General features: G+C 67.9%; 21 protein-coding genes and 1 tRNA gene. 13 read left to right on the top strand and 9 right to left on the bottom strand.

Annotated elements, in window-relative coordinates; all coding sequences use genetic code 11:
• Positions 1-1,265: lipopolysaccharide biosynthesis protein (locus tag V6M42_RS12780; RefSeq protein WP_332678818.1), on the bottom strand; the 1,265-nt coding region annotated here is incomplete at its 3' end.
• Positions 1,265-2,836: an exopolysaccharide biosynthesis polyprenyl glycosylphosphotransferase gene (locus tag V6M42_RS12785; protein WP_332678819.1), complete on the bottom strand. Its 1,572-nt coding sequence runs from the start codon at positions 2,834-2,836 to the stop codon at positions 1,265-1,267. The genes V6M42_RS12785 and V6M42_RS12780, both read right to left, overlap by 1 nt.
• 119 nt (positions 2,837-2,955) lie before the next feature.
• On the opposite strand from V6M42_RS12785, the gene V6M42_RS12790 reads away from it, so the two are divergent.
• Positions 2,956-3,047 (top strand) — tRNA-Ser (locus V6M42_RS12790).
• An 87-nt stretch (positions 3,048-3,134) separates the two neighbouring features.
• Positions 3,135-3,620 carry a GNAT family N-acetyltransferase gene (locus tag V6M42_RS12795; RefSeq protein WP_332678821.1) on the top strand — a complete coding sequence of 162 codons (486 nt, stop codon included), beginning with the start codon at positions 3,135-3,137 and terminating at the stop codon, positions 3,618-3,620.
• Here V6M42_RS12795 and V6M42_RS12800 read toward each other — a convergent pair.
• The gene (locus tag V6M42_RS12800; RefSeq protein ID WP_332678823.1) at positions 3,602-4,561 is read right to left on the bottom strand and encodes a cation diffusion facilitator family transporter; all 960 of its coding nucleotides are present in this window, start codon (positions 4,559-4,561) and stop codon (positions 3,602-3,604) included. The two genes, V6M42_RS12795 and V6M42_RS12800, sit on opposite strands and share 19 nt — an antisense overlap.
• Positions 4,562-4,888: 327 nt before the next feature.
• Between V6M42_RS12800 and V6M42_RS12805 the strand changes: the two genes are divergently transcribed.
• From V6M42_RS12805 to V6M42_RS12835, 7 genes are all read left to right on the top strand, one after another.
• Positions 4,889-6,100 (top strand): DcaP family trimeric outer membrane transporter, encoded by a 1,212-nt coding sequence (locus tag V6M42_RS12805; protein ID WP_332678825.1) that lies wholly within the window; start codon positions 4,889-4,891, stop codon positions 6,098-6,100.
• Entirely contained in the window at positions 6,097-7,440 is a 1,344-nt protein-coding gene (locus V6M42_RS12810; RefSeq protein ID WP_332660675.1) for an amino acid permease, read from the top strand. Before V6M42_RS12805 ends, V6M42_RS12810 begins: the two co-directional genes overlap by 4 nt.
• A complete protein-coding gene (locus V6M42_RS12815) occupies positions 7,437-9,737 on the top strand; it encodes an Orn/Lys/Arg decarboxylase N-terminal domain-containing protein (RefSeq protein ID WP_332678827.1) in 2,301 nt (766 codons plus the stop codon). The genes V6M42_RS12810 and V6M42_RS12815 overlap by 4 nt, the downstream gene beginning before the upstream one ends.
• Before the next feature lie 79 nt (positions 9,738-9,816).
• A complete protein-coding gene (gene adiC, locus V6M42_RS12820; RefSeq protein ID WP_332660673.1) occupies positions 9,817-11,157 on the top strand; it encodes an arginine/agmatine antiporter in 1,341 nt (446 codons plus the stop codon).
• 10 nt (positions 11,158-11,167) lie between these two features.
• Positions 11,168-11,878 carry a hypothetical protein gene (locus tag V6M42_RS12825; RefSeq protein WP_332660671.1) on the top strand — a complete coding sequence of 237 codons (711 nt, stop codon included), beginning with the start codon at positions 11,168-11,170 and terminating at the stop codon, positions 11,876-11,878.
• A gap of 5 nt (positions 11,879-11,883) precedes the next feature.
• Positions 11,884-14,166 (top strand): Orn/Lys/Arg decarboxylase N-terminal domain-containing protein, encoded by a 2,283-nt coding sequence (locus V6M42_RS12830; RefSeq protein ID WP_332660669.1) that lies wholly within the window; start codon positions 11,884-11,886, stop codon positions 14,164-14,166.
• Positions 14,167-14,234: 68 nt separating this feature from the next.
• On the top strand, positions 14,235-14,696 hold the full coding sequence (locus V6M42_RS12835; protein WP_332660668.1) for a RidA family protein: 462 nt from the start codon (positions 14,235-14,237) through the stop codon (positions 14,694-14,696).
• 4 nt (positions 14,697-14,700) lie between these two features.
• On the opposite strand, the gene V6M42_RS12840 is transcribed toward V6M42_RS12835, so the two are convergent.
• Entirely contained in the window at positions 14,701-15,420 is a 720-nt protein-coding gene (locus V6M42_RS12840) for a winged helix-turn-helix domain-containing protein (RefSeq protein WP_332660666.1), read from the bottom strand.
• Positions 15,421-15,427: 7 nt separating this feature from the next.
• Entirely contained in the window at positions 15,428-15,913 is a 486-nt protein-coding gene (locus tag V6M42_RS12845) for a DUF4136 domain-containing protein (RefSeq protein ID WP_332678828.1), read from the bottom strand.
• Between the two features lie 281 nt (positions 15,914-16,194).
• On the opposite strand from V6M42_RS12845, the gene V6M42_RS12850 reads away from it, so the two are divergent.
• The 4 genes from V6M42_RS12850 (at position 16,195) to V6M42_RS12865 (ending at position 20,480) form a co-directional block, all read left to right on the top strand.
• Positions 16,195-16,812: a hypothetical protein gene (locus V6M42_RS12850; protein ID WP_332678829.1), complete on the top strand. Its 618-nt coding sequence runs from the start codon at positions 16,195-16,197 to the stop codon at positions 16,810-16,812.
• 96 nt (positions 16,813-16,908) lie between these two features.
• Positions 16,909-17,214, top strand: a complete 306-nt coding sequence (locus tag V6M42_RS12855) for an SCP2 sterol-binding domain-containing protein (protein ID WP_332660661.1) — start codon at positions 16,909-16,911, stop codon at positions 17,212-17,214.
• 79 nt (positions 17,215-17,293) lie between these two features.
• The gene (locus tag V6M42_RS12860) at positions 17,294-18,502 is read left to right on the top strand and encodes an acyl-CoA dehydrogenase family protein (RefSeq protein ID WP_332660660.1); all 1,209 of its coding nucleotides are present in this window, start codon (positions 17,294-17,296) and stop codon (positions 18,500-18,502) included.
• Positions 18,503-18,593: 91 nt separating this feature from the next.
• On the top strand, positions 18,594-20,480 hold the full coding sequence (locus V6M42_RS12865; protein WP_332678835.1) for an ABCB family ABC transporter ATP-binding protein/permease: 1,887 nt from the start codon (positions 18,594-18,596) through the stop codon (positions 20,478-20,480).
• Between the two features lie 4 nt (positions 20,481-20,484).
• Here V6M42_RS12865 and V6M42_RS12870 read toward each other — a convergent pair whose 3' ends face one another.
• From V6M42_RS12870 to V6M42_RS12885, 4 genes are all read right to left on the bottom strand, one after another.
• Positions 20,485-20,958, bottom strand: a complete 474-nt coding sequence (locus V6M42_RS12870; protein ID WP_332678830.1) for a chemotaxis protein CheE — start codon at positions 20,956-20,958, stop codon at positions 20,485-20,487.
• Entirely contained in the window at positions 20,959-21,534 is a 576-nt protein-coding gene (locus V6M42_RS12875; protein WP_332678832.1) for a response regulator, read from the bottom strand. It lies immediately after the preceding gene.
• Positions 21,535-21,616: 82 nt separating this feature from the next.
• The gene (locus tag V6M42_RS12880) at positions 21,617-22,567 is read right to left on the bottom strand and encodes an acetyl-CoA carboxylase carboxyltransferase subunit alpha (RefSeq protein ID WP_332660656.1); all 951 of its coding nucleotides are present in this window, start codon (positions 22,565-22,567) and stop codon (positions 21,617-21,619) included.
• A gap of 83 nt (positions 22,568-22,650) precedes the next feature.
• A partial coding sequence (locus tag V6M42_RS12885; RefSeq protein ID WP_332678834.1) for a tyrosine-type recombinase/integrase occupies positions 22,651-22,917 on the bottom strand: 267 nt, incomplete at its 5' end.

Below are 22,917 nucleotides of genomic sequence, written 5' to 3' on the forward strand. Positions count from 1 at the left end.
GCCACGGCGCAGCGGACCAGACTCTCCCACGGGATGGGCAGGGCCACGACCCGGCGGCCGATCAGCATGGTGGCGATCAGGCCGAGACCGAAGCTGGCCGCCGTCGCCCACGCCGCGCCCATCAGGCCGAAGCGGGGCACGAGGATCAGGTTCAGGATCACATTGGCGACCGCCGGGATCGCCATGGCGATCAGCAACCGCTTCGTCTTCTTGCCGAGGGTGAAGGCCTGGCCGAAATAATAGGCGGTCAGCCCGAACAGCAGGGCCGACAGGGCGATCCACGGCGTCACGCCCGCCGCCGCGGCCCGCAGCTCCTCGCCGATCAGCAGTTCGGCCAGCGGCCGCGCCACCAGCGCCACGCCGGCCGCCGCGGGCAGGCCGATCAGCAGGAAGGTCGACAGCTGCTCCCGCGCGGCTTCCTTCAGCCGCTCCAGCCCGCCCCGCTCCAGCGCCATGACCAGCGCCGGCTGGCCGGCCGAGCCCAGCCAAAGGAACAGGACATCGAGGGTGCGGTTCGCGATCGAATAGCCGGCGTGATAGGCGCCCACCGCCGCCTCATCCATGAACAGGGCCAGCAGGAACCGGTCGGTCGAGGACAGCACCACCGTCAACGCCAGCGAGGCGGCGATGGGATAGCCGTACAGGGCGTAGGCCCGCACCCGTTCCGGCTCGAAGGCGCCGCCCTTCGCCTGTCTCATCTCGCCCGGCAGGACGAAGGGCAGGGCGGCCAGGGGGGCCAGACCCAGGCCCAGAAGGGGCGCGGCGCCGCCGGCTCCGATCAGGGCGAAGCCGACGCCGATGACCAGGCCGCCGACGGCCACGGCCATGTCCAGACCGGCGGCCTTGCCCACCTCGCCGGCGGCGCGGAACCGCTCCTGACCCAGTTTGACCAGACAGCGCGCCGGCGCTCCGGCCAGACCGGCGGCCAGGGCCAGTTTGAACAGGGGATCGAACGGAAACAGCCAGACCGCGACGCCCGCGATCACCACGAACCCCGCGCTGAGGGCGAAGGCCGTCCGGTACAGGCTGGCGAAATGGCCCCAGGTCTCGGCGCCCGGCGACTGGGCCGCCCAGAACCGCGCCATGGCCGCTTCCAGCCAGCTGAACACCGCCACATGGGCGAGGGTCATGACCGAAAAGGCGAGGGCGTAGCGGCCGAACTCCTCGGCGCTCAGCAGGCGGGTGAACAGGACGATGGCCAGAAAGCCGACCACCCCCTGCACGATATTGGCGGGCAGATAGCCCCAGACGCCGCGCCAGAACATCAGCGTACCGCCGCGCGGTCGCCCAGCAGCACCGGCAGGGTCACCGCCATGATCCACAGGTCCAGCCAGAACGACTGGTTCTCGACATAGTCGATGTCCAGCTGCACGCGGCGGCGCACGTCCTGGGCGGTGTGCAGCGGCCCGCGCGAGCCGTTGACGGCGGCCCAGCCGGTCATGCCCGGCTTGATGCGGTGGCGGTGGGCGTATTCGGCGACCAGACGCGCGCTTTCGATATGGCCGGTCTTCATGCCGATGGCGTGTGGCCGCGGACCGACCAGCGACATCTCGCCGGTGATGACGTTCAGCAGCTGGGGCAGTTCGTCCAGGCTGGTCTTGCGGATGAACCGCCCGATGCGGGTGATGCGGTCGTCGTCATGGGTGACCTGCCGGCTGGCGGTGGCGTCGGCGGATTCCTGCTTCATCGAGCGGAATTTCCACACCACGATTTCCTCGTGGTTGAAGCCGTGGCGGCGCTGGCGGAAGAAGATGGGTCCCGGGCTGTCCATGCGGATCGCCAGCGCGACCCCGGCCATGACCGGGGCCAGCAGCACCAGCGCCGCGAGGCCCACGATCATGTCCTGAAGCCGCTTGTTGAAGGCCCGACGGTCGTCGTCGACCGGGCCCTGCACGTCCGCCAGCGGCGCGGCGGCCAGACGGTTCAGGGCCGACCGGGTCTCGGCCTCGTCCTTGGGCTCGACCAGCAGGGTCACTTCGTTGGGCAGGGTCCGCAGGCGGGCGGTCAGGTCGCGCACGCGGGCCTCGGCCTTCGGGTTGATGGCCAGCACGATCCGGTCGACATAGGGCGTCATCTTGTGGGTCAGCAGGTCGTCGGCCGTGCCCAGAACCGGCACGCCCTCGATGGCCCGCGGGCTGCGCGCCAGCCGGTCGTCGAAGATGCCCAGCACGTTCAGGTCGCGCCGCTTCAGCGCCTCCCGGATCAGGGCCTCGGCGTGGCGGGTCGCCCCCACCAGCACGATGTTGGGCGTCAGGGCGCCGGACGCGCGCCACCGCGAGACGATGTCGCTCCATCCCATGTGCAGGGCGTTCAGCGTGACCATCACCAGGCCCGACCAGACCAGCCATGCCGCCCACTGGGCTCCGGCGCCCTGCAGCGCCCAGCCGGAGGTCATGGCGACCGCGGCGCCGGCGGCGACGATCGCCGCTACCGACGCCAGATGCAGCGCCGTCTGCTGGCCGCGCGCGAACCGGTATCGCCCCAGCGATCGCAACAGGCCCAGAATGGTCAGGGCGCCCAGGGCGAACGGCAGAATCTGCGACAGCGGCGCATGGAGCAGGGGGCCGGACACCGCGGCCCATGCGCACAACAGGGTGACGCCGGCCACGGCCAGAACGTCCAGGGCGCGAAAATAGTGCGCGGCCAGCCGTGAGGCGTGTCTCTGCCGGGCGTTGCGCCACACGTCCGGCCGGAACGGACCCCGCCGCGCGGCGCCCTCGACCTCCGGCCCGGCGACCGCCGAGGCGGCCAGCGCCTGAAGCCCGGACGCGTCCAGGCCTTCCGGCCCTGACAGGCCGGCGTCGAACAGGGGGCGGCGGGTGGCGGCGTCTGACATGGGGCTCGCGAAGGGTTCCCGGACACCTTGCACGCCCGCTCTCACTGTCCCGTTAACGCACGAGGGCGTCCGTCCCCCGTTGCGTCCGCCTTCGGCCTCGGCTAATCACGCCGCCTGCCGGAGACGTGGCCGAGTGGCTGAAGGCAACGGTTTGCTAAATCGTCGTACCCTGTAAGGGGTACCCAGGGTTCGAATCCCTGCGTCTCCGCCAGACCTTCCCCTCGCGCGTTCGGTCTGCGAACACACCGGGATGCCGCCCGCGAGCGGCGGGTTCCGGTCCGGTCGAGGAGTTTCGGACATGCAATGGCGTCCCATGCGATCCGACGACGCCGCCACGGCGTCCGATGTCGCCAATGCGATCCATCTGTCCTATCCCGAGGACCCGTTTGTCGTGCGCGATCGCCTCGCGGTCTATCCCGAGGGCTGTTTCGTCCTCGCCGACGACTCGCGGCTGTACGGCTATTTCGTTTCCCATCCCTGGCTCCTCGGCGAGCCTCCGGCCCTGAACACGGCCCTGGGCGCGCTGCCGGACAAGCCCGACTGCTTCTATCTGCACGACATGGCGCTGCTGCCGTCGGTGCGCGGACACGGCCATGCGCTCGTGGCCCTGGACATGGTGACGGCGCAGGCCCGGGCGGGCGGTTTCGCGACCGTCTTCCTGATGGCGGTCGGCGACGCCCACGGCTTCTGGGAGCGGACGGGCTTCACGCGCTACGACGGCTATCGCCCCGATCCGGCCAAGGGCTACGGACCGGAGGCGTCCGCCTACGTCCGGCCCGTGTGAGGGCTCCACGAGCGGGGCTTCATCCAGCGCGGATCCGCGGTGAAGGATACGGTCAGCCAGCGTTCGTTCCGGGACTTCCCGAGGGCCGTTTCAATGTGTTCGCGCAGGGCGTCCAGCTCTCCGATGCCGCCCTGACTGTCCGCGGGTAGCAGAATGTACAGTTCGACGAACTCGGCCCGCCCGACCTTGGTGCTGTAGCTGGTGTAGTCGAGGAAGCCCTCGCGGCTCGCCACGTCGTCCAGAACAGCCCTGACATGGCGGTCGAGCGCGGGGGGCGTGATCATGAAGACCTCGCGGAACGCCTTGCGGGCGGCGCGGACGGGACCGATCAGCAGCAGGGGCGCCAGGAGGGCGAGGACCAGCGGGTCCGCGATGGCCGCAAAGCCCTCGAACCGCGTGCCGCGGAGCAGGATGGCGAGGCCGAACGAGCCCAGCAGGGCCAGGGAGATGACGCCCGACATCAGCCATCCCTGCATGTCCAGGCTGACCAGGTCCGACTTCAGCGCCCGGTTGGCCGTGCGCTGATAGACGTACATCGCGATACAGCCGACCGACACCAGTCCGCTGTAGACGAGGGCGAGACCCAGCTCCGTGGCGTGTCCGCCGTTGATCAGCCCGGCGACCGCGTTGACGAAGGCGTAGATGCAGAGAAGCGTGAGGACGCTGCTGTTGAGCGCCAGCACCAGCGGCTCGAAATGCCAGTAGCCGAACTGGTGGCGCATGTCGGTTTCCCGCCGGACCAGTCGCGCGACCTGCAGCGCCACCGCCGTCATGGCCGCGTCGATGCCGGAGAACAGGCCGTCGAAGATGATGGCCATCGATCCGGAAATGAGGCCGCAGATAATCCCGCCGATCGCCACCACGACCGTCAGCGCCAGCGACGCGCCGAGGACGCGGGCCTCGGCGGATCCCATGCGCGCCGCTGACGGGTCTTCGCTCATGCCCCGCTGAACCGTGTGTCGAACATCGCGTCGCCTGTCAGTAGGTGCGAGCCGTCAAGCTTCGCGCATGTATCCGTCATGCTCGTCCGAGGGGAGAGCCGCCCGTAACAAGTAAACTACAGGCAGTCGCCGGTTGCGCCGACGTTACAATTGGTAATTGAGCGTAACAAAAGGCAAAAAATACCGAGATGTTTCAATCAATTACATACAATAACATTGACCGGAGCATGGGCCGAATAGTGAACTCGCGCTGTTCTGGAAGGATCCAGTTGCGACGAAATTATCGGGAAGTCGTCCATGCTAAAGACAGCAGCGATCGCGCTTGGCTTGTTGGTTCCGTTGGCCGCGCCCGGCCTGGCCCAGGCCCAGACGGAGGCCGGCGGCAAGGATCGGCCGCCCCTCGTGACCAACGATGTGACGATCGAGCTCTACGGCTCGGTGCAACTGGACGCCATCTACGACTTCAACCGGATGGATCCGAACTGGGTCGGCGCCTTCCGCCCCTCCAAGATTCCCACCACGCCGGACCTCTTCGGCGAGGACGGCCAGGCCAATTTCAGCGCCCGCCAGACCCTGTTCGGCATCTCGGGCGCGGCCCCGGTCAATGGTCGGGATGCAAAGGTCTCCTTCGAGTTCGACCTGTTCGGATCGGGCTCCAACGAGGGTGAAACCACCTTCCACCTGCAGCGCGCGTCGGTCGAGTGGGGGCCGGTGCTGGCGGGCTACGACAAGACCCTGCTGATGGATCCGGACCTGTTCCCGAACATCATCGACTACTGGGGTCCGGCGGGGATGATCTATGTGAAGAACGCCGGCATCCGCTATGCGTTCGTCAACTCGGACTCGACGTATTTCGCCGCCTCGCTCGAACTGCCGGGCAATGACGTGGACCCGGGCCTGATCAGGGTCCTCGATCCCGCGCTCGGCGCCAATCTGACCTCCACCCAGAAATATCCCGACCTGCTCCTCGCCGGGCGGTTCAGCGGCGACTGGGGCCACGTCCGGCTGGGCGGGGTCGTGCGGCGCGTCGGCTTCGAAACCGCCGGCGCGCCTGGCGGCGAGCCGAACGGCGGCGAAATGGGCTGGGGCCTCAACCTCACCGGCGTCTTCAACCTCGGTGAGAACAGCGTCTTCCGCGCCGGCGGCGTCTATGGCGAGGGCATCGCCAGCTACTTCAACGACGGCGGCACCGACCTGGCGCCCGAGCTGGACACCGCGAGCCTGACGGTCGAGGCGCAGCCGGCCGAAATCTACGGCGTGATGGCCTATTTCGAGCAGAGCTGGAACGACCAGTGGTCCAGCGCGATCGGCGTCAGCCGGACCAACCTGAACAACACCAACCTCCAGGCAGGCGACGCCTTCCACCGGGGCGACTACGCCTCCGTGAACCTTCTCTACAAGCCCAGCGACGCCCTGCTGATCGGCGGCGAACTTCTCTACGGCACCCGTGAGGACAACAACGGGGACGAGGGCGAGGACGTGCGGGTGCAGTTCTCGCTGCGCTACAGCTACGGCGTCACGATCATGGGCCGGCAATGACCGCAGCCGCCGCGCCCCCCAAGCCGCTGGGCCTGGTGACCTGCATCTGCCTGATCATCGGCAATGTGGTGGGCGCAGGTTTCTATCTTTCGCCGGCGGCCCTGGCGCCGTTCGGCATGGTCGCGGTGCTGGGCTGGTTCCTGCTGGCCATCGGCGCGATGTGCATCGGCATCGTCTTCGCCCGACTGTCGTCGATCTCCCCCGCGACCGGCGGGCCCTACGCCTTCGCCCGGCAGGCGTTCGGACCGCTGAGCGGATTCATGGTCGCCTGGACCTACTGGATCTCCATCTGGGCGTCCCTGCCGGCCATCGCCCTGACGCTGGCCGGCTATCTGCTGGCCTTCTTTCCCGGCGCGCCGAAAGACCCCTGGATGACGGTCGGGGTCGCCCTCGCGGCGATGTGGGCGGTCGGTCTGCTGAGCTTCCGCGGCACGGCGACCGTCGGGTCGCTGCAGCGCTGGGCCGTGGCGCTCAAAATCCTGCCCTTCATCGCCGTCGGCACCATCGGCCTGTTCTGGATCAGGCCGGAAAACCTCGTGCCGCTGAACCCGTCGGGCATGCCCGTCATGGGGGCGCTTTCGACGCTCGCGCCGCTGGTCATGTTCGCCTTCCTCGGAATTGAATCCGCGACCGTTCCGGCCGGAGACGTCGACAATCCGAAGGTGACGATCCCGCGCGCCACCCTGATCGGCACGGGCGTATGCGCGCTCCTCTACATCTTCTGCACCATCGCCGTGATGGGCGTCATTCCGCGCGAGGCGCTGGCGGCGTCGTCCTCGCCCTTCACGGATGCGGCGCGCGTCATGTGGGGGCCGTGGGCGGCGACGCTGATGGGGCTGGCGGTGGTGATTTCATCCTTCGCCGCCCTGAACGGATGGACCCTCCTTCTCGGACAGGTGCCGCTCGCGGCGGCGCGCGACGGGGCGTTCCCGCGCGTCTTCAACCGGATCAATGCGAAGGGGGCGCCCGCCGCGGGCGTGGCCGTCTCGCTCTCGTTCTCGTCGGTGCTGCTGGTGCTCCAGGGCACAGGCGGGCAGGCGCTGGCCGCCGCCTACGAGGTCCTGGTCCAGCTCAGCACCACCGCCAACATGGTCCCCTACATCTTCTGCACCATGGCCGAGGCGATGCTGGTCAGGTCCCTGGTCGACCGGGGCGGGGGCTGGCGGATCGGCCCCTATACGCCCGCCGCCGTGATCGCCTTCGGCTTCTCGGTGTGGGTCGTCTTCGGCTCGGGCGCCACCGCGGCGATGTGGACCCTGATCCTGATGTTCCTCGCCCTCCCGATCTACGTCGTGCTGGCCCGGCGCCGGCCTGAACCAGCCCTGGAGCCATTCACATGAGCGCTACCCACTCCAGCCTCAGCGTCCCCATGCGCGCCCTGATCGTCCGCCCCGAACAGGGCGGCGACACGGCCACCAGCCGCGCCTTCAGGTCGCTGGTGAACGAACTGGACCGGCGCGAGATCGAGGTGCTCAATTCCTCGTCGGTGGACGATGCGCGCGCGATCCTCGCCGCCGACACCCTGATCCAGTGCGTGCTGGTGCACTGGGACCTCGCTGACGACGACGGCGCCCAGGCCTCTGAGGTCATCTCGGCCGCCCGCGCCGCCAATCACCAGATGCCGATCTTCCTGACCTCGGACCGGTCCTCGATCTCGACCATGTCCGCGGACATCCTGACCCAGGCGGACGACTACATCTGGGTGCTGGAGGACACGGTCGACTTCATCGGCGGCCGCATCCGCACCGCCATCGACCGCTACCGCCATTCCGTGCTGCCGCCGATGTTCCGCGCCCTGGCGCAGTTCAGCCGGGTCTACAAATACAGCTGGCATACGCCCGGCCACACGGGCGGCACCGCCTTCCTGAAGTCGGTCGCGGGCAACGCCTTCTTCCGCTTCTTCGGCGAGACCATGTTCCGCACCGACCTGTCGATCTCGGTCGGGGACATCGGATCGCTGCTGGATCACTCCGGACCGATCGGGGAGGGCGAACGCTACACCGCCAAGGTGTTCGGCTCGCACCGGTCCTACTACGTGACCAACGGCTCCTCGATGTCCAACCGGGTCATCCTGATGGCCAGCGTGACGCGGGGCCAGGTCGCCCTGTGCGACCGCAACTGTCACAAGTCGGTCGAGCACGCGATGACCATGTCCGGCGCCTCGCCGGTCTATCTGGTCCCCAACCGCAACGCCCTGGGACTGATCGGGCCCATCCCGCCCAGCCGTCTGACGCCCAAGGCGATCAAGAAGATGGTCGCCGACAACGCCATGATGGGCCCCGACGTCGACCGCAATCCGGTCCATGCGGTCATCACCAACTCCACCTACGACGGGCTCTGCTACAACGTCTCGCGGATCGAGGATCTGCTGGGCGAGACCGTCGACCGTCTGCATCTGGACGAGGCCTGGTTCGGCTATGCGCGGTTCAATCCGCTGTACGCCGGCCGGTTCGCCATGCACGGCGACCCGAAGGACCACGCGGCGACCAAGCCGACGATGTTCTCGACCCAGTCGACGCACAAGCTGCTGGCCGCGCTCAGCCAGGCGTCGATGATCCACATCCGCGACGGCCGGCGTCCCATCGACCATGCGCGCTTCAACGAGGCGTTCATGATGCACGCCTCCACCTCGCCCAACTACGCGATCCTCGCCTCCTGCGACGTGGCCTCGGCCATGATGGACAAGGACGGGGAAAAGCTGACGGGCGAATGCATCTCCGAGGCCATCGCCTTCCGCCAGAAGGTCGCGTCCATCGCCGCCGACTCGGCGGAGGCCGACGGCTGGTTCTTCAACTGCTGGCAGCCGACCACGGCCGCCCATCCCAAAACCGGCAAGAAGGTTCCGTTCCACGAGGCCGATCCGGAGATGCTGGCGACGACGTCCTCGGCCTGGCTGCTGGAGCCGGGGGCCGAATGGCACGGCTTCGCCGATCTCGAGGACGGCTGGTGCATGCTCGACCCGATCAAGGTGTCGATCGTCGCGCCCGGGATGTCGCCGAACGGCAAGCTTGCGAAGACCGGCATTCCCGCCCCGATCGTCACGGCCTATCTGGGGAACCGCGGCGTGGTGGTCGAGAAGACCACCGACTTCACCATGCTGGTGCTCTTCTCCATGGGCATCACCAAGGGCAAGTGGGGCACCCTGCTCAACGCGCTGCTCGACTTCCGCAGCGACTACGACAGCAATGCGCCGCTGGAACAGGTCCTCCCGGAACTGGTGCAGAACGCGCCCGAGACCTATGCCGGGATGGGGCTGCGCGACCTCGCCGACAGCATGTTCAAGGCGATGGGCGACCTGGGCACGACCCGGCTGATGGGCGAGGCCTATGAGGCCCTGCCTGTGCCGACGCTTCCGCCCGTCGCCGCCTATGAGGAACTGGTCCGCGGCAATGTCGAGCGCGTGACCCTGGACCAGCTGGCCGGCCGGACGGCGGCCACGGGCGTCGTGCCCTATCCGCCGGGAATTCCGATCCTGATGCCGGGCGAGCAGGCGGGGGCCGATGACGGCCCGATCGTCGGCTACCTGCGCGGGCTGGAAAAATACGACGCCCTGTTCCCCGGCTTCGAACACCACACGCACGGGATCGAGGTCAGGGACGGCGTGGCCACCCTTCTGGTCCTGAAGGAGTCGCCATGACCCGCGCGCCCAGCCGAATGCCGATTGTCAGTTCCATTCAATTTCAACGGACTAGCGAGACAAAAGGGAATCCAGCGTCATGGCCGACATGAAGAAAGTGGGGGTTGTTCCAGCCATCCTGATGGTGGCGGGCAACATCATGGGATCCGGGGTGTTCATGCTCCCCGCCAGTCTCGCCGGCACCGGCGGCATCGCCATCTACGGCTGGGCCGTCACCATCCTCGGGGCCATGTCCCTGTCGCTCGTCTACGCGAAATTCGCGTCGTTCGAGACCGGGGCGGGCGGGTCATACGCCTATGTGAAAAAGGCCTTCGGGCCCTACATGGGTTACCAGACCAACACCGTCTACTGGCTCGCCGGCTGGATCGGCAACATCGCCATGGCGGTCGTGGGGGTGGGCTACCTCGCCTACTTCTTCCCCTTCCTCAAGGACCCGATGATGGCGGCCATCGCCACCATCGCCGTCATCTGGGCCTTCACCTTCCTCAACATGGTCGGACCGGCCGCGGTGACGAAGGTGCAGTCGTACACGACGTCCCTGGTCTTCATCCCGATCTTCGGCGTGGCCTTGTTCGGCTGGTTCTGGTTCAGCCCCGAGACCTACCTCGAGGCCTGGAACGTCACGGGCAAGGACACGATCAGCGCGGTCCAGGGCACGCTCAACATCACCCTGTGGGCCTTCATCGGCGTCGAGACGGCGGCGGTCGTCGCCAGCGTGGTCGAGAACCCGCAGAAGAACGTGCCCATCGCCACCATGGGCGGCGTCAGCATCGCCGCCGTCTCCTATGTGCTGTCCAGCACCGCCATCATGGGGATGATCCCCAACGATGTGCTGGTGAACTCCAGCGCGCCCTTCGCCGACGCCGTGACCATCGCGGTCGGTCCGATCGGCGGGGCCATCGTGTCGTTCTGCGCCGCCGCCGGCTGCCTGGGCTCCCTGGGCGGCTGGACGCTGGTGGTGGGTCAGTCCGCCAAGGCTGCGGCTGACGACGGCCTGTTCCCGGCGATCTTCGGCAAGGTCAACAAGAACGGCACGCCCTACATGGGTCTGATCATCGTCGGCGGCCTGATGACCGCCATCGTGCTGCTGACCATCTCGCCGACCGCGGCCAAGCAGTTCGGCATGATCGCCTCGATCTCCGTGATCATGACCCTGCTGCCGTACATCTACACCTGCGCGGCGCTTCGGGATCTCGGCTCGCCCCACTTCGGCAACAAGGTGTGGCTGTGGCGCGGGATCATCCTGGTCGCGACGGTCTACGCCATGTGGGCGGTCATCGGTTCCGACTCCACCCAGGTGTTCTGGACCTTCATCTTCCTGCTGCTGACCACCCTGCTCTACGCCCGGTCGCACGACAGGATCGCGGCCGGAGGCATCCACGGCGTCGCCGCGGACTCTCCCGCTCCGGTCAAGGTGTGAGGAGGACGCCATGGGAAAGATCGGAAACTACCTCGCGGTCTCTTTGGTCATCGGCCTGATCCTCGTGTGGGGTCTGATGGCCCACCCGTTCGACAACGACTACCAGCAGGGCCCCGCCGTAAACCGGGGACCCGCGCCGGCGGCGGGACTGGAACGGAATTTCGATCTGAAGGAGATCGACCGGGTTCAACGCGAGCGGGGGGACTATCCCCCCCGCGCCCTGGGCCTGACCACCCAACGCCGGCCGCCGTCCGACAGCTGGCTGCTCGACGCCGACAGCGACCGCGATCGCTTCCAGCGCATCGAGGTGGCCCTGCGCGGCCTCGATATCCACATGGCCGAGATCGGCGTCCGCTTCGACGTCATGCATGACGCGATCGAGCGGGGAAACCTGCGACTGGCGTCCCTCGAGGCGGAAAAAAGCATCGAGACCGCCCGTATCGCCATGCTCAAACGGCCCGGCTTCACCGGGGACGCCGGCCTTCAGTACATGGGCCGGCGCCAATGGACCGAGCTCATCGCGGCGCTTGAATCCGGTGATCAGGCGCGATCCCGCACCGCGTTCGCGGCGGTCCGGGAGACCTGCATGAGCTGCCATGCCGCGCGCGGCATGGGCTTCATCAACGACAGCCGGCTCTTCGACTCGACAGCAACATTCGCCGGCGGCTCCGGAGCGGCGCCCGCCGCTCCCGCCGCTCCCGCCGCCGCGAGCACAAGGTAGGTCCGATGGCCACGAACAAGCCCAGACAACTGCACTCCAGCGTCCTCTATGTGGGCGACGGAGGACACCGGATCGAGGCGATCGGCGCGGCCCTGGCCGACCGCAACGTCAGGATCGTCATGGCCCCGACGTTCGAGGAGGGGGCGGCGATCGTCGGCTCCGACTCCTCGATCCAGACCCTTCTGGTGGACTGGACCCTCGGCAAGAACGACGCCGCCAGCCACGCCGAGGGGGCCGAGATGGTTCGCGCGGCGCGGCGGCGAAACGCGCGCCTGCCGATCTTCATCCTGGCGCGCAAGGCCATCCACGAAAACATCGACGTCGAGATCGCCGGCCTGGTGAACGAGTTCATCTGGGTGCTCCAGGACAGCCCGGAGTTCATCGCCTCGCGCATCTGCGTGGCCACGGACAAGTATTTCGATTCCCTGCTGCCGCCGTTCACCCGGGCCCTGATCAACTACAATCGGGACGCGGAATATTCCTGGGCCGCGCCCGGGCACCAGGGCGGCGTCGCCCTGACCAAATCGCCCATCGGCAAGCTGTTCTACGAGGCCTATGGCGAGGCGCTGTTCCGCACCGACATGGGCATCGAACGCGGCGCCCTGGGATCGCTGCTGTCCCACCTCGGTCCGATCGGCGAGAGCGAGGACTACATCTCCCGGGTCTTCGGCTCGGACCGCAGCTATACGGTGCTGGCGGGCACGTCCGGGTCCAACCGGACGATCATGACCGCCTGTATCGGCGACGGCGAAATCGCCCTGTGCGACCGCAACTGCCACAAGTCGATCGAACAGGGCCTGGCCCTGACCGGCGGCATCCCCGTCTTCCTGCAGGCCAAGCGAAACCGCTACGGCGTGATCGGCCCGATCCACCCCGACCAGATGGCCCCCAAGGCCATCGCCGCCAAGATCGCCGCCCACCCGCTGGCCAGCAAGGCGAAGAAGTCCCGGCCCGTCTACAGCGTCGTCACCAACTGCACCTATGACGGCATGTGCTACGACTCCGAAGGCGTCGAGAAGCTGCTGGGCCAGAGCTGCGACCGTCTGCATCTGGACGAGGCCTGGTACGGCTACGCCCGCTTCAATCCGATGTACGAGGGCCGTCTGGCCATGCGGGGCGATCCGTCCAGCCACGACGAAAGCGGGCCGACCGTCTTCTCCACCCATTCGACGCACAAGCTGCTGGCCGCCCTGTCGCTCACCTCCTACATCCACGTCCGCAACGGCCGCGGCGCGATCGAGCACGGCCGGTTCAACGAGGCCTACGGGGCCCAGGCCTCGACCTCGCCCCTGTATCCGCTGATCGCCAGCAACGAGGTCGCGGCGGCCATGATGGACGGCCCCGCCGGCGAGACCCTGACCCAGGAAACCATCGACGAGGCCATCGCCTGCCGTCAGACCATGGCCCGCTATCACCGCGACCTGGACAAGAAGGGCGAATGGTTCTTCGCCCCCTGGAATCCGCCCGAGGTCGTCGATCCGAAGACCGGCAAGAAATACGCCTTCGCCGACGCACCCTCCGAACTGCTGACCCACGACCCGAGCTGCTGGGTCCTGAAAGCCGGAGAGCACTGGCACGGCTTCGAGGACGTGCCCGAGGGCTGGTGCCTTCTGGACCCCATCAAGTTCGGCATCGTCTGTCCGGGCATGGGCGAGGACGGCAAGCTGGCGGCCGAGGGCATCCCGGGGGACCTGGTCACCGCCTATCTCGGCGAGCAGGGCATCGTGCCGTCCCGGACGACCTCCCACATGGTGCTGTTCCTGTTCTCGATGGGCGTCACCAAGGGCAAGTGGGGCACGCTGATCAATGCGCTGCTGGAGTTCAAACGCGACTACGACCGCAATGCGCCGCTGGATCAGGTCGTGCCGAAGGTGGTCGCCGGCGCGCCCGACCGTTACGCCGGCATGGGCCTGAAGGATCTCGGCGACGAGATGTGGGCCCGGCTCCGGGAAAGCCGGATGGGCCATTGGGAAGCCGAGGCCTACGCCCAGCTGCCCACGCCCGAGATGCTCCCGCGCCACGCCTTCCAGAAGCTGATGGCCGGCGAGGCCGAACTGGTCCCGCTGGACCGGATGGCGAACCGCGTGGTGACGGTGGGGGTCATTCCCTATCCGCCGGGCATCCCGATCGTCATGCCGGGCGAGAATATCGGCCCGGCCGACGGCGCCTGGCTGACCTTTGTCCGGGTGTTGCAGGAATGGGGCGAGGCCTTCCCCGGCTTCGCCAAGGAAGTGGAGGGGGCGATCGAGATCGACGGCGCCTATCACGTCTACTGCATCAAGAAGTAGGCGGGCGGAATGCCGGCCGGCCTCCTGACGGGACCCCATCCGCATGCCTGCCGGCGGAGGGCAGGGTCATGTCCCGGATAGAGGCGCGCCTGAAAGATCTGGGCATCGACCTTCCCCCGCTCGCCTCGCCGGCCAGGAACCACATGTCCTTCTCCCAGTCGGGCCAGCTGGTCTACATCTCGGGCCAGCGGTCGCAGGTCCAGGATTTCGGCATCAAGGGGGTGGTCGGGGACGATGTCGATCTCGAGATGGCCATCACCGGGGCCCGGCTCTGCGGCGTCAATCTGATCGCCGCCATGAAGGCGGCCTGCCAGGGCGATCTGGATCGGGTCGACCGGGTGTTGAAGATCGTCGGCTTTGTCCAGGCGGCGCCCAGTTTCCTCGACCACGAGCTGGTCATAAACGGCTGTTCCAGCCTGATCGTCGATGTCTTCGAGGATCGGGGACGGCACGCCCGCTCGGCCGTGGGCGTCATGCGCCTGCCGGGAAACTACTGCGTGCAGGTCGAAGCGGTCGTCCAGATCCTCTGAACGCTCAGTTCGGGACGGCGTCCGCGTGGATGATCGTCGCCGGCGAGGCGAAGACATAGCCGGCGCCCCGCGACGAGCGCAGCGGCAGCGTCATGGAGCTGGCGTCCTCGACCTTGCGCCTCAGGCGGCTGATCTGGACGTCCAGGCTTCTGCCGACGCAGGCCTCGGAAGCCCCCGCCGGCTGGGTCCTCAGATCGTTGCGCAGATGCGTCTTGCCGGGATCCCGGAACAGGGTGGCGAGCAAACTCATCTCCCCGGCCGAAAGACCGATGTCATGGCCTCCCGGCGTGGTCAGCCGCCATTGCCGCAGATCCAGCTTCCAGGGCGGCGTCGCCTCGTCCCGCGGCAGCGGCGCGGCCAGCCGCGAATGCCGGAACATATTGCTGGTGATGGCGGCCAGTTCCTCGCCGTCGATCGGCCGGACCAGGCAATGGTCGGCGCCCATGTAGAACAGGGCCACCCGTTCCGACAGGCTGAGGTTGCGAGACACGGTGACGACGCCGGCGAACCGGTTTCTCACCAGGCCGGAGACGAAATTGGCGCGCCGGTCGACGTTCTGGTCCGCGTCGACCAGGACGATGGTGTTCGCGGGCTCCAGGTGGTGTTCCCCGAACAGGTCCAGCTTCCTGATGATGGTCAGGTCGATGGCGGCGGCGGCGAACAGGGACTCCAGTCCCTCCCAGAACTCTTCGTCAGGGGCGACGATCGCAAGGTGATCGGTCACGACGCGATCATCCCCGCGGCGGGAGCTGCGCCATGACGCCGGCGACCGCGGCGTCGATCGCCGCCGCATCCGTCCGGCCCGGATCGATGATCTGGGTCGCCTCGCCATGCCAGACCGGCCGCGTCGTGCGGGTGTCGAACACGTCCAGCGCCAGCCGGCCCTCGGTGTAGCGGTAGGTGTCGACGTTCTGTCCGAACCGGCCCCACGAGTGAACATCCACCCGTTCCTGGCCGCCCACGGTCATGATCAGGGTGAGGTCGCCGGGTTTGGCGGGGGTGTACCCCTTGGCCACCATGGCGGCCTCTATGCCGCGCCGCATCCGCTCCAGCGCGACCGGGTTCATTCCCGCGCCCGGAGCGATCTCGACCCATTCATAGGTCCGGTAGTTGGCGAAATTCGTGCCCGGCGCGGTGTCCGACGAAATACTGGGCGTGGATTCACAGGCGGCGAGCGCGAGAACGGCCAGTCCCAGTCCGAAAAGACGACGATGCATCAGAATTCTCCTGTCAGGCCCCGGGCGGGAAAACTTGAAGATGATTCATTCTGACGCCTCGCTCTTTGGCGGCAATCAGCCAAAACCCGACGCGCTTCGCTGGAAGCTAGGAGTTGGATTCAGGGTTTCGCCTGAGCCCGGTGATCGGCCGGGCGCCAATTTGAACCAGACCCGCTCTGGGGGGTTGCAGGAGCGCCGCTTCAGTTCTGGTGCCCCCCATGTATCCCGACCCGTCATCGCCCCGCCCTGCATCTGGTCCCGGACCGCGTCGGGTTCGCCCCGTGCATGTGGCGGCCATCGCCGCGGTCAGCGTGGCGGCCCTCGGCCTGATGGGGCTGAAATTCGTCGACCTGCCCGATGCGGCGCCGGTGTCCGCGGACGAAGCGCTCAGGATCGAGGTTGTCGCTCCGGTCGAACCGAATCTGGTCGCCGGATCGGTGATGGACGTCGGCGAGCTGGTCGACGGCTTCCGCTATGTGCCGCCGCCTCCCTCGGCACGGGTCGCCTATTACGACATGGTCCCGGGCGGCGATGAGGATTTCGCGCCCTATCAGCCGCCCTCGCGCCCGCCCGCTGTGCGGCGCTATGTCTCCGAGTCCGACGGGCCGGCCCCGTCCGGGTCGGAGCCGCCGCGTCGCGAGCGCGAGCGACGCTGGTTCGGCTTCGACAATCCCCTGCCGGACTTCCGCGCCGAGCGCCGCGCCCGACAGGCGCGTCTGGACGCGCTTGAGGATCAGCGGCGAGCCGAGCTGGAGGACCGCGCGGACCGGCGCCGGTATTCGTCCGAGCCCTCACGGTATCAGCCGCCGCGCGACGCCGGGCGCAACGACTATCCGCCCCGCGACGAAAGGCCCGTCGACGAGGTCGGAGACGGCCCCTACGGCCCCGAGGTCGGCTGATCCACCCGTCGTCGCGCCAACTTGACCTGACGTGATCTTGGCGCCGCCTCCCGCGCGGTCTAGGTCGATGGTTCAACGTCCTTCAGGGAGAGATCCATGGCCGACCTGGCTCAAGTCACCGAACACATCCGCGGCGCCGTGGGCGACAATTCCGGTCTCGGCAAGACCGTGAAGATCGACCTGGGCGACACCGGCAAGATCTTCATCGACGGCGCCTCCGTGCCGAACACCGTCACCAATGAGGACAAGCCCGCCGACGCCACGGTGTCGATCAGCTGGGACGACTTCATGGCCCTGTCGAACGGCCAGCTGGATCCCATGATGGCCTTCATGCAGGGCAAGCTGAAGATCGCCGGCGACATGATGATCGCCCAGAAGCTGGCGCCGCTGCTGAAGCGCTGACGTTGACCTGAGACAAGGACCACCACGGCGCGGCGTCCCATGATGCCGCGCCGTTTTTCGATCCGCACTGGAGCACCTCATGGAATTTCGCCACAGCGACAGGGCCCTGCACTGGCAGGAGCGGGTGGCCCGGTTCCTTGAGGATCACGTCCTGCCGCGCGAGGACGAATACCGCGCCCAGGTGCGCGAGAACCCCCGCCGCCAGCCGCCGGCCATGGAGGAGATGAAGGCCAAGGCGCGCGAGGCCGGCCTGTGGAACATGTTCCTGCCCGGAGAACACGGCGCCGGCCTGACCAACCTCGAATACGCCCCGCTGGCCGAGCTGATGGGCCGCCACCTGTGGTCGGCCGAGGTGTTCAACTGCAACGCCCCCGACACCGGCAATATGGAAGTGCTCCATATGTACGGGAACGAGGCCCAGCAGGCGAAATGGCTGAAGCCCCTGATGGCGGGCGACATCCGCTCGGCCTTCCTGATGACCGAGCCCGAGGTGGCCTCTTCGGACGCCACCAACATCCAGACCCGGATCGAGCGCGATGGCGATCACTACGTCATCAACGGCCGCAAATGGTGGTCGACCAACATGGCCCACCCGAACGTCGCGGTGACCATTGTCATGGGCAAGACCGACCCCGACGCCTCGGTCCACACCCAGCAGTCCCAGATCATCGTCCCCGTCGACACGCCCGGCTTCCGCGTGGAGCGGATGCTGTCGGTGTTCGGTTATGACGAACTGCCGATCGGCCACGCCGAGGTGGTGCTCGAGAACGTCCGCGTCCCGGTCGAGAACCTGATCGCCGGCGAGGGGCGGGGCTTCGAGATCGCCCAGGGCCGCCTCGGGCCGGGCCGCATCCACCACTGCATGCGCGTCATCGGCATGACGGAACGGGCGCTGGAGCTGATGGTCCAGCGCCTGCTGTCGCGCACCGCCTTCCGCAAGTCGCTGGCCGAACATTCTGTCTGGGAGCAGCGCGTCGGCGAGGCCCGCACCAATATCGAGATGTGCCGGCTGCTGGTGCTCAAGGCCGCCTGGATGATGGACGAGGCCGGGGCCAAGAACGCCAAGTCCGAGATCGCCCAGATCAAGGTCGCGGCCCCGCGCATGGCGCTGCAGGTCATCGACGACGCCATCCAGGCCTTCGGCGGCGCCGGCGTCTCGGCCGACACCCCCCTGGCCGAGATGTACGCCATGGTCCGCACCCTGCGCATCGCCGACGGCCCCGACGAGGTCCACAACCGCACCGTGGCGCGGCTGGAGTATGCGAAACACGGCGGTCGGCGGGGATAGGGAACCCGGCTTCTCCCTCCCCATAAAGGGGAGGGCGAACGCAGAGCCCTTTGCGCTGCGCCCCTCGCAGTCCATATGTCCGCCCATGGCGATGCACGGTGAACGGTCGGGACGACGGGGTGATTCAGTAGCGAAGGCGGCGCAGGCGGGGGCCGCTCCAGCCACCGCCGACGGGCCGCCGACATGGCGGGCGCTGGGCGACCTGATCAGGCTGGTCGGCCGCTCCAACGCCCCGCAGCTCCATCTTCGTCTGGTCGCCGCCATCGCCATGACCCTCGGCGGCAAGGCCCTGGGCGTGCTGGCGCCGCTGGTCCTGGGCGCGGCGGTCAATCATCTGGCCGCGGGGCAGGGGACAGGCGTCGCCTTCGCCATGGGGTTCGCGGCCTTCGCCCTCGGCTGGGCCTTCGTGCGCCTGCTGTCGGCCATCGCCCCCAACGCCTCGGACGTCATCTTCGCCCCGGTTCGATCGGCGGCGCAGCGGACCGCCGCCGCCGAAACCTTCGCCCATGCGCTCAGCCTGTCGCTGGACTTCCACCAGACCAAGCGTTCGGGCTCGCTGTCGCGGACGATGGACCGCGGCGCCCGCTCCGTCGATTTCCTGATGCGCATCCTCGCCTTCAACCTGGTGCCCACCGGCGTCGAGCTGGTGCTGGCCGCGGGCGTGCTGGCGGGCAAATACGACTGGCGTTTCGGCGCCGTGGCCGTCGGCGTGGTGGTGGTCTACGCCGCCTCGACCTTCGCCCTGTCGAACTGGCGGCTCGAGCACCGGCGCGAGATGAACGCCGCGGACACCGAGGCCGCCGGCGTCTCCGTCGACGCCCTGCTCAACTACGAGACCGTCAAGTCGTTCGGGGCCGAGGCCCGGGCCGCCCGCACCTATGACAATGCGCTGGGCGACTACACCCGCGCCGCCCTGAAGGCGAACAGCTCCCTGGCCCTGCTGAACATCATGCAGGCGGTGATCATGAACGTCGGCCTCGCCATCATGTGCGTGATGGCGGGCTTCGAGGCCGCCGCCGGCCGCATGGGGCCCGGTGACGTGACGGCGGCCGTGCTGATCATGATCTCCCTCTATGCGCCGCTGAACATCCTCGGCTTCGCCTACCGTGAAATCCGCCAGTCCTTCATCGACATGGAGGAGATGCTGAAGGTGACCCGCCAGACGCCGCAGGTCGCGGATGCTCCCGACGCCCAGCCCCTGCCGCGCCCGACGGACGCCAACGGGGCCTCCCTGACCTTCGAACAGGTCGGCTTCCGCCATGACTCCCGCGCCAACGGGCTGGAGGACGTCAGCTTCATCGCCCCTCCCGGCACCACGACGGCGCTGGTCGGTCCCTCCGGCTCGGGCAAGTCGACGATCGTCAAACTGGCCCTGCGCCTGCTCGACCCGCAGGAAGGGCGCGTCCTGATCGACGGCCTCGACGCCCGTCAGGTGACGCAAGAGTCCCTGCGCGCCGCCGTCGCCCTGGTCCCGCAGGACGTGGCCCTGTTCAACGACACCATCCGCGCCAACATCGGCTTCGCCCGTCCCGACGCGGACGAGGCGGCCATCTGGGCCGCCGCCGAGGCCGCGGAACTGTCGAACTTCATCCGCGAACTGCCCGACGGCATGGACACGAAGGTCGGCGAGCGGGGGCTGAAACTGTCCGGCGGCGAACGCCAGCGGGTCGGCATCGCCCGCGCCCTGCTGGCGGATCCGTGCATCCTCATCCTCGACGAGGCGACCAGCGCGCTGGACAGCCGCACCGAGGCCGCGATCCAGAAGACGCTGCGCCGCGCCCGCACCGGCCGCACGACGCTGGTCGTGGCTCACCGCCTGTCGACTATCGCCGACGCCGATCAGATCCTGGTGCTGAAGGCCGGCCGTATCGTCGAGCGCGGCGCCCACCATGAGCTGGTGGCGCGTCAGGGCGGGGAATATGCGGCGCTGTGGCGGAAACAGACCCGCGGCGGCCGGACCGAGCGCCAGCCGGCCTGAACGCTCAGTCCGCCGGCGGCAGTTTGCGACGGGAGACCATCCTGAGGCTGTCCAGCACCGTGGCCCGCGCCGCGGTCTCCTCGACCGGCAGCGTCTGCAGCAGGCGGAGCGAGCGGGCGTGGACGGTGACGATGCGCCAGTCGAAGGTCTTGTCGGCGGGCGCGCCGTCGATCAGGTCGCACAGGCCGCTGGCGGCGCTGCAGAGATCCAGCAATTCGAACGGACTGGCCGCGTCGATGACGGCGTTGGCCGCGCGATAGGCCTCGTTGAGCCGGAACGCCTGATCCTCGAGACCGGTCGGCGGCGTCACGGCCTCCAAGGCGGCGATCTGCGTTTCGACGACCGCCATCGCCTCGGCGCGTTTGGCCTCGATATTGGCCCGGGCCTGGGCCAGGGCGACGCCGACGCTGACGCCGCCCGGGGAGTCGATCATCCTGGAGAGGTTCGACTTCTTCCGGGCGTGGGTGATTACTGCCATCTACTGGTCGTGTCTTGCGGCCGCCCGCGAGGCCTGTTCCGATTCAAAAGCCGCCTTGCGGAGGACAGCCGCGCGCCGCTCCTCGGCCGGCGGATCCAGATCGCGAATGCGGCGGTCCGGGCCGAAATAGTCGCCGACCTCGAGGAACGGACGCGTATCACGGGCTACCCAGACGATTCTTTCAAGCAAGGTCGCGGCGCTAAACGGTTTTGTGACCACGAAATTCGCGCCACAGTCGCGGGCTTCCGCGATCTTGGACCGGCGTACGTGGGCGGCGGTCATGATAACGGGCGCCAGCGCGTTCGCCTTCGTCGACCGGCGCAGCCAACGGACCAGCTCATAGCCGTCAACGCTGGGCATTTCGCAGTCCACCACCAGAAGGTCGATGGGCTGTTCCGCCAGGATTTCCATGGCCTCGGCCGCGCTCTGGCAGGTGTAGCTGGTCCGGATGCCGAACCCTCTGAGGGCCTGGCAGGTCAGATCGAGACCGAATGCGGAATCATCGACAACCATTGTCGTGGCCGCAGTCAGATTGATGACCGCGCTCTCACGAAGGGACTCACCAACACCGCTCATACTGGACCTGGCTAACCGGCGATTCTGAACCGCCTATGCAACTGTGGCAGATGGCACGCAGGAGTAGAAGGGGCGGTTAACACTAACTTGCGCGACCGATGGCGTAGAACCGGTCCGCGCGCGCCTTGCGCAGTTGTTCCGGCGTCAGTCCGGACAAGGCCTTCAACTCTTCGGCAAGGACGTCGCCCACCGTCGCGATGGCCGCGTCGCGGTCGGCGTGAGCGCCGCCGATCGGCTCCGGGATGATCCGGTCGATGATCCTGAGTTCCAGCAGGTCGGGAGCGGTGATCTTCATGGCCATGGCCGCGTCGCGGGCCCGGGCCCCGTCGCGCCACAGGATGCCCGCCGCGCCCTCCGGGGAGATCACGGAGTAGATCGAATGCTCCAGCATCAGCACGCGGCCCGCCGCGGCGATGGCGATGGCCCCGCCGGAGCCGCCTTCGCCGGTGATGGTCGCGATCGAAGGCACGCCCAGCGTCAGACAGCGCTCGGTCGAGCGGGCGATGGCCTCGGCCTGGCCTCGCTCCTCGGCGCCGAGACCCGGATAGGCGCCGGCCGTGTCGACGAAGGTCAGGACGGGCAGGCCGTACTGTTCGGCCAGATCCATCAGCCGCACGGCCTTGCGATAGCCCTCGGGCCGCGCCATGCCGAAATTGTGCACGACCCGCGTCTGGGTGTCGTAGCCCTTCTCGTGGCCCATCAGCACGACGGGCGCGCCGCGGAACCGGGCCAGACCGCCCAGGATGGCCTGGTCGTCGCCGAACTGCCGGTCGCCCTTCAGCTCGACGAAGTCGGTGAACAGGCCGTCGACATAGTCGACGAAATGCGGCCGCTGCGGGTGGCGCGCGACCTGGGTCTTCATCCACGGGTCAAGGCCGGCGTAGGTTTTCTTGCGAAGCTGCTCGGCCTTCTGGCGCAGCCCTTCCACCTCGGCGTCGAACGAGCCGGAGGTCGAGGAGAGCAGGTTCAGCTCCTCGATCTTCGCCTCCAGATCGGCGATCGGTTTTTCGAACTCGAGGTAGTGCACGGCCATAAGGCGTCCGGAACAGGCGCGCCCTTGGCGCATCGGAAGGCGGCGGAACCTAGTCAGGTCAACGCCGGGGAGCAAGCTACGGTTCAGTCGTCCCGCGCAAGAGGGTGTTTGCTTTTCACCACCTGCGCCAGCCGGTCGGTGGCGACATGGGTGTAGATCTGGGTCGTGGCGATGTCCGCATGGCCCAGCAGGGTCTGGACCACGCGCAGGTCCGCCCCGCCGTCCAGCAGATGGGTGGCGAACGCGTGCCGCAGGACATGGGGACTCACCCGGGCCGGATCGATCCCGGCGTCGACCGCGGCCTGATCCAGCAGCTGGGCGAAGCGGCGCGGGGTCAGATGGCCCCTGGC

Origin of the sequence: Brevundimonas sp., from assembly GCF_036677305.1 — a bacterium.
GTDB lineage: Bacteria > Pseudomonadota > Alphaproteobacteria > Caulobacterales > Caulobacteraceae > Brevundimonas.

What these genes read in the sequence shown, in the direction of transcription:
- V6M42_RS12785 (WP_332678819.1), bottom strand. Translation starts at nt 2,836, where the DNA reads ATGTCAGACGCCGCCACCCGCCGCCCCCTGTTCGACGCCGGCCTGTCA.
- V6M42_RS12855 (WP_332660661.1), top strand. Translation starts at nt 16,909, where the DNA reads ATGGCCGACCTGGCTCAAGTCACCGAACACATCCGCGGCGCCGTGGGC.
- V6M42_RS12875 (WP_332678832.1), bottom strand. Translation starts at nt 21,534, where the DNA reads ATGAGCGGTGTTGGTGAGTCCCTTCGTGAGAGCGCGGTCATCAATCTG.
- V6M42_RS12860 (WP_332660660.1), top strand. Translation starts at nt 17,294, where the DNA reads ATGGAATTTCGCCACAGCGACAGGGCCCTGCACTGGCAGGAGCGGGTG.
- adiC (WP_332660673.1), top strand. Translation starts at nt 9,817, where the DNA reads ATGGCCGACATGAAGAAAGTGGGGGTTGTTCCAGCCATCCTGATGGTG.
- V6M42_RS12795 (WP_332678821.1), top strand. Translation starts at nt 3,135, where the DNA reads ATGCAATGGCGTCCCATGCGATCCGACGACGCCGCCACGGCGTCCGAT.
- V6M42_RS12800 (WP_332678823.1), bottom strand. Translation starts at nt 4,561, where the DNA reads ATGAGCGAAGACCCGTCAGCGGCGCGCATGGGATCCGCCGAGGCCCGC.
- V6M42_RS12880 (WP_332660656.1), bottom strand. Translation starts at nt 22,567, where the DNA reads ATGGCCGTGCACTACCTCGAGTTCGAAAAACCGATCGCCGATCTGGAG.
- V6M42_RS12825 (WP_332660671.1), top strand. Translation starts at nt 11,168, where the DNA reads ATGGGAAAGATCGGAAACTACCTCGCGGTCTCTTTGGTCATCGGCCTG.
- V6M42_RS12865 (WP_332678835.1), top strand. Translation starts at nt 18,594, where the DNA reads ATGCACGGTGAACGGTCGGGACGACGGGGTGATTCAGTAGCGAAGGCG.
- V6M42_RS12835 (WP_332660668.1), top strand. Translation starts at nt 14,235, where the DNA reads ATGTCCCGGATAGAGGCGCGCCTGAAAGATCTGGGCATCGACCTTCCC.
- V6M42_RS12845 (WP_332678828.1), bottom strand. Translation starts at nt 15,913, where the DNA reads ATGCATCGTCGTCTTTTCGGACTGGGACTGGCCGTTCTCGCGCTCGCC.
- V6M42_RS12810 (WP_332660675.1), top strand. Translation starts at nt 6,097, where the DNA reads ATGACCGCAGCCGCCGCGCCCCCCAAGCCGCTGGGCCTGGTGACCTGC.
- V6M42_RS12870 (WP_332678830.1), bottom strand. Translation starts at nt 20,958, where the DNA reads ATGGCAGTAATCACCCACGCCCGGAAGAAGTCGAACCTCTCCAGGATG.
- V6M42_RS12815 (WP_332678827.1), top strand. Translation starts at nt 7,437, where the DNA reads ATGAGCGCTACCCACTCCAGCCTCAGCGTCCCCATGCGCGCCCTGATC.
- V6M42_RS12830 (WP_332660669.1), top strand. Translation starts at nt 11,884, where the DNA reads ATGGCCACGAACAAGCCCAGACAACTGCACTCCAGCGTCCTCTATGTG.